Source organism: Lacrimispora brassicae (assembly GCF_054772055.1).
In genome coordinates this window covers 189,185-199,581 of sequence record NZ_BRYH01000008.1, presented here as the reverse complement: position 1 = coordinate 199,581, position 10,397 = coordinate 189,185, and the positions used below count along the sequence as shown (strand labels likewise).

Genomic DNA, 10,397 nt, shown 5'->3' with positions numbered 1-10,397 from the left:
TCGTTCGAGCATTAGCCTTGACATTTTACTGTGAAAAGTATATGATAATAGTAGCTAAAGTTGATTAGGTGCAAGTTTACACCTAAAAAGTGAACCCCTAGAGATGGCCGTCTCTAGGGGTTCTTTTTGGCTAACTGTTGTTCTCGTCTCGGCTTAACCATTTGCGTATGTAGTAGCTAATTACATTCGCCGTAACCGAAACTATTAAGTTGATTAAGTATTGCAAGTTTACACCTCCCTTCCGCTGGAAGGTTTCAACAGCATATTTATTATATTGTAGAATGTTAAAGAATGCTAGCGGAATTTGTTTAAAACTTAAAAATCATCATGGCAAACCTATGACCAGGTGCCCTTTGGGCGGTCATGATTAACTGGTAGTGTAAATGGAACGTTGTCGTTATCTTTCGGCGGTTACGTATTGGTTTCTACTGTCTGCTTTTCTTTGATTACCATTTCCACCCGGCTCCTGCTCCGCGCGGAAAAATTTTTATAAAGTATTTGGGGCAAAATAAAAGCCCCAACCCCGCAGCTCTCTGTCTGCAAAACCGGAACTTTTGATGCGCCTTCGGGGGCTCGAACCCCGGACAAATAGATTAAGAGTCTACTGCTCTACCAACTGAGCTAAAGGCGCTTGTCTTTCGTTTTCTATCGCTGTGCTCTCGTCTTGAGCACGTGTGTAATTATATAACCGTATTTAACAAAAGTCAACACTTTTTTTACAAATAATTTACACCTTTTTTGATTTTATTTATTTTTCTTATTTTTTTGTACATTTCCACCCAGGGTTTTGTTAACTTCTACAAAAGATTTGTTCCAGGTCAGCATTTTCTTATTTAATTCCGTCTTATCACTGGTAGCCTGTAGAAGCTTGCCTGTGACCTTGTCTTTCATTCCCATAGCTGCCGCTCCCGCATCTGCTTTTGCTTTATTATATGCAAAACCGGCATCACGGTTATTGAAACCAATGCCGGTTTTTAAAAAATATCATTTTCTGCCTGCTATCATCTTATAAATAGGGTTCCCCTTGGAGGAAAACTTCTCTTCATACTCTGTCATCACGTTCCCCTCTCCCATCTGGCTATGGTGAAGATCATAGGTAAATTCCTTAACCTGCCATTTGGCTCTTGGGATAGATTCCAGAGAATAATCAAAAAGGCCTTTATTGTCGGTTTTAAATTCCACAGTACCGCCCAGTGTTAAGATCCGGTCATAAACCGCCATAAAATCCTCTGATGTGAGCCTGCGCTTTGCATGTCGGTCCTTTGGCCATGGATCGGAAAAGTTTAAATACACCTTCTGAACCTCCCCTGGAGCAAATATATCAGCCAGATTCTTTGCATCCACACACATAAAGAATATATTATCAAGCTCCAATTGAGCCCGCTTCTGCAGACCCCGCAAAAGAACGCTGGGATACCTCTCAATGCCCACATAATTGATTTCCGGGTGAATAGCTGCCAGTTCCATGATAAAACGGCCCTTCCCCATGCCAACCTCTATTTCTATGGGATTTTCATTGCCAAACACTTCCTTCCAGCAGCCCCTTTTTTCAAAAGGACTCTGAACAACATATGGGCTGCCCGCGATTTCCTCTTCCGAGCCAGATATATGACGTAACCTCATGTTAAAATTCCTCCAAATAAATTCATCTTAATGAAAACATATATTGCCTGATCGATTGTATCATACATGGTAGGGGGAACGCAAGTTTGCTTTTGTTTCCCGCTTCTGGCGGCGTTTCTCCTTCACAAAGTGTTCACATCTTCCACAACTTTTCTACATAACCGCCAGGTATATTAATACTTGTTACAGGTAATATCCTTTGAGATAAATTTTTTCATATTGCCGGCAGGATTCCTCCAATCCTGCCGGCACCTCTCCTTTTTGGAGATAATAACGATTCTTGCGGTATTTCTGCTCCTTTTCTTACGTCTGAGACTTTGTTTCTTTCCTTTTCTAAAAACCTTTGACGGTTGATTTTCCATCAATTATCGCCAAGTATAGAAGATGCAGTCAGAAGTGAAATTTATTTTTCAGATAACTTTTCTCTTACGAAGCCTATCATTCTATACACGCTGTAAATTCCTGTTTCTTCAGCAATTCTAAAGATAATTAACATGAAAATAAATGATTTATACTGTTTATAACATTTTTTAGTATCATAATAGTATCACAATTTGTTTGTATAGGCGGGCAGGAAGTTTCCGGATACCCGCCTTTTTAATTTACTGGTTTGCCAGTCCAGGATACTGTAGCGCCCCGTCATGATCCGGAGTGAGCGTTACTGGTTCCGCTGTATTTCAAAATTTAATGAAGTAATATCACGAAACTCCCTCGCATATAATTGAATATCCGTGTATTCTTCCAAATCTGTAAGTTATGCGGGTTATAGGAGTATTAAAGCACCTTCTGCTATAGATTCGAATTTTATTTCAAGAATTAGAAGTGTTCCAAATTTTAGCTTGGGGGACAAGGAGTATTAACAGGAATTGTAAATACGGGAATAGATTACAGATATTTTATTTACCTGGATAAATATTCCACTGTTACAGCATATAATTATGTTAATAACAGTATATAATCTTTATGCAAGTCGGTGATATATCAAAACACTCGTTGTAAAGTCTGAACTTCAGCACCAGGTGTGAATGTAATTGGACCAACATTAAAATTGATTATTAATATAGGAGATGTTGTAGAAATGAACCATACAGTAAATGAGAATTATAAAATTTATTTAATAACCATGGATAAAAGTGATCAATTTTGGAAGGTTATGGACAATGGTGCTAGAGAAATGGCTTCTATGTTAGGTGTTACATATGAATGGGACGCCCCCTTAACAAGAGATGTAAATAAACAAATTGAAATATTTAATAATGCCGTAGTAGCGGGAGCAGATGCAATAATGTTAGCGGCGAGTAATCCTTTAACGATTTCAAGTGCAGTTGAAGAAGCGAAAGCAAAGGGTGTAAAAATCATTTATGTTGATGCACCGGCCTTTGAAGAAGCAGTCACAACTTTAGCTACAGATAATTATACAGCTGGTAATATAGCTGGAGAAAATATGTTTTACGAATTAGAGGAGATTGGTGTCACATATGGTTCAATAGGAATCATTGGGGTAACTCCTGAAAACAGAACGACTGTAAATCGGGAAAGGGGATTTCGCGATTATTTTAAACCGTTTGTCAATTATCAAATATTAGAAACAATATACACGAATGGTGACCCAGAGTTAGCAAAACAAGCAACGGAAAAATATATAAGAGACAATCCCAATCTTGTTGGTGTTTTTTCAACGAATGAAGGAACTACGTTAGGGATGGGGTACGCTTTGAGAGAAAATGATATAAATATTATCGGTATTGGATTTGATATCACAGAGGTAATTCAGGAAATGATAAAAGATAATACTATAAAAGCTGTATTGGTACAAAATCCATTTACAATGGGCTATTTGGGTATGGCTCAGGCAGTTGCTGCATTAAGAGGATTTGATACAGGTCCACAATTTATTAATACTGGAGTAACTGTAGTTAATATATATACTCCAAGTCGAATATTATCATAATTAACTATATTTGAGAAATAAGGGAATTATAATGACACCTGTAGAAAAAAATCATATTATGAGTGATGAAATGTTAAAAAGAAATGGATGCAGCGGTACTGGAATTGAGACTTGGTACTCAGCCAGTTGATGCTGTTTTATCTAGAATGATTAAATGAATATCTATAAAGAAAAACCGGTCAGACAGTTTGTCACAACTGTCTGACCGGCCCATTTATTTCCTTATTCCGTCGGTACTTATAATATGCCCGATTTTTTCCTAATAATTCCAGAGATTGGGTGTGGGCGTGGCATTCTTTCTGCTACTCTACATTACTATATTACCACAACAGATTAAATATGGGAAGTATTTAAAGGCGGGTATGTACTGATACCCGCCTTATTATTTTTAGAATCCTCCTATCACCTATGCAGCATCATGATCTGATACATACAATGCACATTCCAGCGGGTGACCGGCTCTTGGTTCAAAGTAAAAGTCCTGGCCGCCAATGTACTGGGAAGCGTAGTATTTGCAGCTCGCCTCCGCATCTCCCAGGGCTCCTACATAATGGATCACGATATACTTGATACGATCTGTCTGACCGTTACTGGAGTTATAAGGTGTAAGTAATTTCTTGATCTACATATTGATACTCCAATCGAAAAAAACCAGGATTATCCCAGGCCCGAAAAGTTGTGACGTCACAACTTGTTGCGATATCGCAATAGATTATTCAGTTACTTCTGCTTTCTTTTTCAGAACGTCTATGGCTTTAATCAGCACCGCAGAAAGAGGCAGTCCCATGAGTCCGGCATTCTCCACGATGGAGATCAGCTCATTTGCCATGAAACCGATAATTACCGCGTTCCGTATGTAATTCGTCCCGATGGCCAAATCCAGGCGGTAGGCAATCAGTACGAAAAGAAGCGTCATTCCTTTGCGGCATAGTCCTTTAAAGCCAGTTTTTGACTCTAAGGCTCCCGTTTTTGTCTTAGTACTCTTTTTAAAGATCCCGGCAACTATAAGTCCCGAAAAGAAATCTATGACCATAAAAAGGACCAGGGTACCGATCCCGGTATCCCAGCCCCCAAATAAAGATGCTATGAAGCTACCCACTACTCCTGCTACTGTACACAATATATTTTTCATTCTCATCTTCCTCACTCTTAAATTTGATTTGTTAACCTAATCTCGTTGATCAATAACCGGTCTGGAAACTCTTCATCAGAAGCATATATCAGGTCAAGTGTCGCCTGGCTACAGTCTGGCATAAATTCTGGTAAATCTATCAGGGCAGCATTGGAAAATAAGTCATAACTTATTTCTTTTTTCGTGCCATCAAGATCATTCTTTCGCATATGAATATCCAGGTACCCTGTTTGTCCGCGAGCATCAAATTCTATAATTAGATGCAGCAAGGAACGCCTGAAATGACATTTCAGTCATTATATGATATTTATATAGATGATATGGGTCACCGCCTTAAAATTTCCACAATGAAGCCTAAGCAGTATCTATTTATGTACCACATAGTCCCGTTCTTCAAGGATAAGCCTATTAATCAAATTACACCTGCAGATATTAGGAAGCGGCAAAACAAAATTATGAAGACAGATTTGAAAGAAACATCACAGCGGGCAGTACCCGACTTGTAACTATTCCTCCTTTTCTTACAGATTATCTGAAAGAATATATTGACAAGAATTATGGGATAGGACCTGAGGATAGGCTTTTTCAAATTACCCGGTACAAACTAAGCATCTGCTTAAAAGATGCCTGCGCAGCTTCAGGAATCAAACCAATACGCATACACGACATTCGACATAGCCATGTCTCCCTATTAATAGATATGGGATTTTCTCCTTATCTTATAGCGGAACGCATAGGGGATTCAGTAGATATGGTAAACAATATTTATGGGCATTTATATCCTAATAAACACAGTGAGGTCGCAAACAAATTACAGGATTTAGTATCAAAGTAGTATCACTGGTAATTTTTAAATGTAGGAATTCCTTTATTTTATAGGGAATCCCTGTATATTTTTTACTTTTCTCTTACAAATCAAAAAACGACAAAATAACAGGTGCGCAATTTACAATAATCTAGTATAATATCTGTATATCGGAATACAACCGTCTTTGCAAAGGAGGAAATACATGGGAACTACAGACAACAGTTTCTTGATCAGAATCCAGCAGGGTCTAAGGGAAACGGAAAAGCTTATGAGCCAGAAGCAGTATAACATGGCTATGATCAAGGCCCGGCAGACCCTGGAATATATGGTAAACTATCTTGGAGAGAGGGCTTTGATTGTGGAAGGCGACCTGGCTGACAGCATAGACCAGTTATTTGAAGGGCGCTTTATTTCCCAGGCTGCCAAAGACCACTATCACAGGATCCGGGTGCTGGGAAACAAAGCAGTTCATGAAGGCGATGACAGCCCTTATGATGCCAACGAAGCTGTTCAGCTTCTGTCTCAGGAAGTCAATGCCTTTGCAAACTCTAATTCTGTTAATAGAGGAAGCCAGGGGGGCGCTCCCGTCAATAAGCGGCCTGCTGACGTGAGGACCATGTCCTCCTCGTCCAGGAATAATCCCCCGCGAAGCAGCGCCTTAAGGAATGAATCCCATGGATCAGGGAATACAAGAAGCACCGGCGCAAGAACTGCGCCGGTAAGAACTCAGGAACATTCCGGCGGAACAAGAACCAATGGGACAAGACCGGATGGCCAAAGGTCCGGACAAAGACCGCCCCAGAGGAATGCTTCCAGAAGCGGCCAAAGGCCCGCTTCACACAGCAGAAGCAGGCGGCGGACCAAAAAGAACGGCTTTGATGTATACGGGCTTCTGAAACCGGCCCTTATTTTCCTGGTCCTTCTGGTGCTTGTCCTGATCATTGTAAAGCTGATCCCGGGAAAAGGCTCGAAAAAAGATCCGACCGTACCCACTACCATTGCTGAGGTCACTACCGAAGCCATGACAAGCGCCGAAACACCTACCACCACTGCAGAACCGGAGACAGAGGCGCCTAAGATTTACACCACTAAGAGCAAACTGAATGTCCGTTCTGAGCCTTCCACCAACGGAGCCAAGCTTGGAAGCCTTGCTGCCGATACGGTAGTGGACTATGTGAAAACCTATGATGACAAGTGGACAGTCATCATGTTTGAAGGAGCCCAGGCTTATGTTGCCACTGAATTCCTGACCGTATCGGAAGGCGTGGCAGAAACGGAAGCAGGGGAATCCACCACTGCTGCGGAGAGTACCACAGCCGCCAGCCAGTAAAGAAAGCGTTAAAAAAGCGAAGAATCCAGAGGAAACACACCTCTGATCTTCGCTTTTTCTATTGTTCATGCATAAGCCCGGTTCCTGCGGCGTAACTTATATTTATGATAAAATTTCATTAATATTGTCATTTTTCGCTAACAGACTATGGCTTTTTTTTTTAATTGTAGTATCATTATAAATTAAGCATTCTATTTTTCAATAAACAATTACGAGAAGGAGGGCACGGTATGGATACTGTGATCGAAAAAATATCCGAAATCGAATCGGCTGCGGCTTCCATTATGAATGACGCCAATGAGCGTAAAAAGGCCTTTGCCAAAGAAATGGAAGAACGAACCGCTGCATTTGATTCACAATTGGAGGGGGAAACCAATAAAAAAATTGAAAGTCTCCAGGCTGACATGGAAATCAATATGAATGACCGCCTGGAAAAACAGCGAAAGGATTCCCAAAGAGTCCTTGAAGCCATGGAACAGCGTTACGAAGAACATCATACACAATATGTGGAGGAACTATTCAATACTATGATAAAGGAGTGATCCTATGGGAGATTTACTATCCTACAGCGGCATTACAACCAAGGTAAGAGCCATGGAGAGCCATCTGATCACCGACAGCCAGTTTCGCGAAATGGCAGCCCTTGAAACCGTTTCTGATGCAATGGAATATTTAAGGCGTCTGAACGCATATGAGGGGCTGTTTGCAAACTTAGAGGGTGTGGCCCTTCACCGGGGAGCTATTGAACAGCGGCTGAGCCTTTCCTTGTACCAGGATTTTGCCAAGCTCTACCGGTTCGCCAATTTAACCCAGCGTAAATTCCTGGACTTATATTTTATGCACTTTGAAATCGATATCCTGAAGAAATGCTTCCGCAATGCCATGGGGCGGAACCCTCTGGATATCGATCTCTCCGTTTTTCAGGAATTTTTTGAGAAGCATTCCCGGCTGGATTTAATGAAGCTGTCCTCCTCCGGGGACTTACACGAGTTTGTCGCAAATCTGGAAGGTTCGGTATATTATGGCCTTCTGTCCCACTTAGACGATGCAGACCGGCCCACCTTGTTTGATTACGAGGTGCATTTAGACCTTCTTTACTTTAAGACCATTTGGAAGGTCATGGGCAAATATCTTGCCCGGGAGGAACAGGAGCTTCTTACCCGCTGCTTTGGCAGCAAGCTGGATCTGCTCAACGTCCAGTGGATTTACCGTTCCAAAAAATATTACCATTTGCAGCCGGCCGATATTTATTCCCTCCTCATCCCTATCAATTACCATCTGAATAAGGATCAGATTACAAAAATGGCGGAGGCAGCTACACTGGAAGAGTTTTATTCTGTTCTAAGAACCACCTTTTATGGGCGGAAAGCAGATCTGGAAGCCGCGGACATGCCGGACTTAGAGGGGTTGACTCAGGAAATACTGAACAAGATATACCGTTCCACCAGCCGGCAGAATCCCTACTCCATTGCCGCGCTGAATTCCTACTTGTATTTTAAGGAGGAAGAAATTCAAAAGATTATCACCCTCATAGAGAGCATCCGGTACCGCGTAAGCCCGGATGAAATCATCTCCTATGTGGTAAAAAAATAAAGGGGGTAGCTTTTCCGTGATAGAAAAGATGAAATTCTTAAGTATCACCGGACCCAAGGAGGATATTGACCGGGTCATCGACACCTATTTATCCAAATATGAAATCCATTTGGAAAATGCCCTGTCGGAATTAAAAACGGTAAAAGACTTAAGACCTTATATTGAAACAAATCCATACAAAGACGCATACCAGCGTGCCATAGAACTGGCAGAATTACTCCCGCCGGGAAATCAGGCAAAAAGCCGGAAACATGTTTCCATTGAGGAGGCAGCCGGAATCGTCGCAGAAGTGGGAGAACAGATAAAAGAGCTTGCAACAAAGGAAGAAGCCCTTGTGACCGAGCAAAACTCCTTCCGCCAGTCCTTAGACCGGATCCTTCCATTTACCGGGCTTAACTATGATTTAAGCTCCATCCTTCATTTTAAGTACATTAAATTCCGTTTTGGGCGCATTTCTCATGAATATTACAACAAGTTTGAGAGCTACGTATATGATACCATTGATACTGTTCTTTATAAATGCCGGGAGGATGACCAGTTTGTCTGGCTGGTTTATTTTGCGCCGGAAACCATTTCAAACCAGATCGATGCCATTTACGCCTCCATGCATTTTGAACGCTTCTTTTTGCCGGACGAGTACGAGGGTACGCCCATGGACGCCATCCATATTCTGGAGGATAAGATAAATACCCTCCAGGCTGATATTAACGGCATCCGAAAGCAGATGTCCGGTCTGCTGGCAGCAAGGCAGGAGAATTTATCAGGGGCATTAAACAGGCTGGAAACCTTTTCCACCAACTTTAACGTGAGAAAGCTGGCTGCATGTACCAAGCAGAATGTAAACACTTTTTACATCCTCTGCGGTTGGATGAGCAACCGGGATGCCGCCGCCTTTCAGAAGGAAATTTCCAGCGATAAAAAAACCTTCTGCTTCATGGAGGATGACCATAACAACATTATAAGCAAGCCGCCTACCAAGCTTCACAATCCGGGACTTTTTAAGCCCTTTGAGATGTTCATACAGATGTATGGCCTGCCGGCATACAATGAGATCGACCCCACCATATTGATCGGCATCACCTATTCCTTCCTGTTTGGCTTTATGTTCGGGGATGTGGGACAGGGAATGTGCCTTCTGCTTGGGGGATTCCTCCTTTACCGGCTGAAAAAGATAAATCTGGCGGCCATTATATCCTGCTGCGGCTTTTTTTCAACTATATTCGGGTTCCTGTTCGGCAGCTTCTTCGGGTTTGAAGATATCATCCAGGCCGTCTGGCTCCGTCCTATGGAACACATGACCAACCTGCCCTTTATCGGGAAGCTGAATACCGTATTTATCGTAGCGGTTTCCATTGGTATGGGAATCATCCTGATGACCATGGTTCTTAACATCATAAACAGCATCCGCTTTCATGACCCGGAAAGGACCCTCTTTGACACAAACGGCATGGCAGGACTAGTATTTTATGCAAGCCTGGTCCTCACCATCGTCCTTTACATGACCGGAAACTCCATTCCCGCTGCCATACTTCTTGTGATCATGTTTGGCATCCCCTTGGCCGTCATGTTCTTTAAGGAACCCCTCACCAACCTGGTGGAACGGAAAGCCCAGATCATGCCAAAGGAAAAGGGCATGTTTGTGGTCCAGGGTTTCTTTGAACTGTTTGAAGTACTTTTAAGCTATTTTTCCAACACCCTTTCCTTTGTCCGTGTAGGAGCCTTTGCAATCAGCCACGCAGCCATGATGGAAGTGGTGCTCATGTTATCCGGCGCAGAAGCAGGAACTCCCAACTGGCTGGTGGTGGTTCTCGGCAACTTATTCGTCTGCGGCATGGAAGGCCTGATCGTGGGGATCCAGGTACTGCGTCTGGAATATTATGAATTATTCAGCCGTTTTTACCGGGGAACCGGCCGCGCATTTAAACCATACGGAAAGAAAATTTAAAAACCAAAACGGAGG

Annotated in this window: 11 protein-coding genes and 1 tRNA gene; 7 read left to right on the top strand and 5 right to left on the bottom strand. The window is 42.2% G+C overall.

What is annotated here, in order from left to right; translation table 11 throughout:
* Positions 1-558: 558 nt before the first annotated feature.
* From ACYVD3_RS05705 to trmB, 3 genes are all read right to left on the bottom strand, one after another.
* A tRNA-Lys gene (locus ACYVD3_RS05705) sits at positions 559-631 on the bottom strand.
* 113 nt (positions 632-744) lie between these two features.
* On the bottom strand, positions 745-897 hold the full coding sequence (locus ACYVD3_RS05700; protein ID WP_460641546.1) for a hypothetical protein: 153 nt from the start codon (positions 895-897) through the stop codon (positions 745-747).
* A gap of 87 nt (positions 898-984) precedes the next feature.
* Complete coding sequence (gene trmB / locus ACYVD3_RS05695) at positions 985-1,623, bottom strand: tRNA (guanosine(46)-N7)-methyltransferase TrmB (RefSeq protein WP_460641545.1); 639 nt, start codon at positions 1,621-1,623, stop codon at positions 985-987.
* 1,078 nt (positions 1,624-2,701) lie between these two features.
* On the opposite strand from trmB, the gene ACYVD3_RS05690 reads away from it, so the two are divergent.
* The gene (locus ACYVD3_RS05690) at positions 2,702-3,574 is read left to right on the top strand and encodes a substrate-binding domain-containing protein (RefSeq protein ID WP_460641544.1); all 873 of its coding nucleotides are present in this window, start codon (positions 2,702-2,704) and stop codon (positions 3,572-3,574) included.
* A 712-nt stretch (positions 3,575-4,286) separates the two neighbouring features.
* Here ACYVD3_RS05690 and ACYVD3_RS05685 read toward each other — a convergent pair.
* Both ACYVD3_RS05685 and ACYVD3_RS05680 read right to left on the bottom strand, forming a co-directional pair.
* Positions 4,287-4,706, bottom strand: a complete 420-nt coding sequence (locus ACYVD3_RS05685) for a phage holin family protein (RefSeq protein ID WP_460641543.1) — start codon at positions 4,704-4,706, stop codon at positions 4,287-4,289.
* A gap of 17 nt (positions 4,707-4,723) precedes the next feature.
* Complete coding sequence (locus ACYVD3_RS05680) at positions 4,724-4,915, bottom strand: hypothetical protein (RefSeq protein WP_460641542.1); 192 nt, start codon at positions 4,913-4,915, stop codon at positions 4,724-4,726.
* Between the two features lie 51 nt (positions 4,916-4,966).
* On the opposite strand from ACYVD3_RS05680, the gene ACYVD3_RS05675 reads away from it, so the two are divergent.
* The 6 genes from ACYVD3_RS05675 (at position 4,967) to ACYVD3_RS05650 (ending at position 10,382) form a co-directional block, all read left to right on the top strand.
* The gene (locus tag ACYVD3_RS05675) at positions 4,967-5,212 is read left to right on the top strand and encodes an N-terminal phage integrase SAM-like domain-containing protein (protein WP_460641541.1); all 246 of its coding nucleotides are present in this window, start codon (positions 4,967-4,969) and stop codon (positions 5,210-5,212) included.
* The gene (locus ACYVD3_RS05670) at positions 5,185-5,541 is read left to right on the top strand and encodes a tyrosine-type recombinase/integrase (protein ID WP_460641549.1); all 357 of its coding nucleotides are present in this window, start codon (positions 5,185-5,187) and stop codon (positions 5,539-5,541) included. Before ACYVD3_RS05675 ends, ACYVD3_RS05670 begins: the two co-directional genes overlap by 28 nt.
* 175 nt (positions 5,542-5,716) lie before the next feature.
* Complete coding sequence (locus tag ACYVD3_RS05665) at positions 5,717-6,844, top strand: DUF4145 domain-containing protein (RefSeq protein WP_460641540.1); 1,128 nt, start codon at positions 5,717-5,719, stop codon at positions 6,842-6,844.
* A gap of 230 nt (positions 6,845-7,074) precedes the next feature.
* Positions 7,075-7,386, top strand: a complete 312-nt coding sequence (locus ACYVD3_RS05660) for an ATPase (RefSeq protein WP_460641539.1) — start codon at positions 7,075-7,077, stop codon at positions 7,384-7,386.
* 4 nt (positions 7,387-7,390) lie between these two features.
* Positions 7,391-8,437, top strand: coding sequence for a V0D/AC39 family V-type ATPase subunit (locus ACYVD3_RS05655; RefSeq protein WP_460641538.1), 1,047 nt, complete (start codon positions 7,391-7,393; stop codon positions 8,435-8,437).
* 16 nt (positions 8,438-8,453) lie between these two features.
* On the top strand, positions 8,454-10,382 hold the full coding sequence (locus ACYVD3_RS05650) for a V-type ATP synthase subunit I (protein ID WP_460641537.1): 1,929 nt from the start codon (positions 8,454-8,456) through the stop codon (positions 10,380-10,382).
* Positions 10,383-10,397: the final 15 nt, after the last annotated feature.

Coding starts and splice junctions, on each gene's coding strand:
- ACYVD3_RS05665 (WP_460641540.1), top strand. CDS start 5,717: ATGGGAACTACAGACAACAGTTTCTTGATCAGAATCCAGCAGGGTCTA.
- ACYVD3_RS05700 (WP_460641546.1), bottom strand. CDS start 897: ATGGGAATGAAAGACAAGGTCACAGGCAAGCTTCTACAGGCTACCAGT.
- ACYVD3_RS05690 (WP_460641544.1), top strand. CDS start 2,702: ATGAACCATACAGTAAATGAGAATTATAAAATTTATTTAATAACCATG.
- ACYVD3_RS05655 (WP_460641538.1), top strand. CDS start 7,391: ATGGGAGATTTACTATCCTACAGCGGCATTACAACCAAGGTAAGAGCC.
- ACYVD3_RS05685 (WP_460641543.1), bottom strand. CDS start 4,706: ATGAAAAATATATTGTGTACAGTAGCAGGAGTAGTGGGTAGCTTCATA.
- ACYVD3_RS05660 (WP_460641539.1), top strand. CDS start 7,075: ATGGATACTGTGATCGAAAAAATATCCGAAATCGAATCGGCTGCGGCT.
- ACYVD3_RS05675 (WP_460641541.1), top strand. CDS start 4,967: ATGCAGCAAGGAACGCCTGAAATGACATTTCAGTCATTATATGATATT.
- ACYVD3_RS05680 (WP_460641542.1), bottom strand. CDS start 4,915: ATGCGAAAGAATGATCTTGATGGCACGAAAAAAGAAATAAGTTATGAC.
- trmB (WP_460641545.1), bottom strand. CDS start 1,623: ATGAGGTTACGTCATATATCTGGCTCGGAAGAGGAAATCGCGGGCAGC.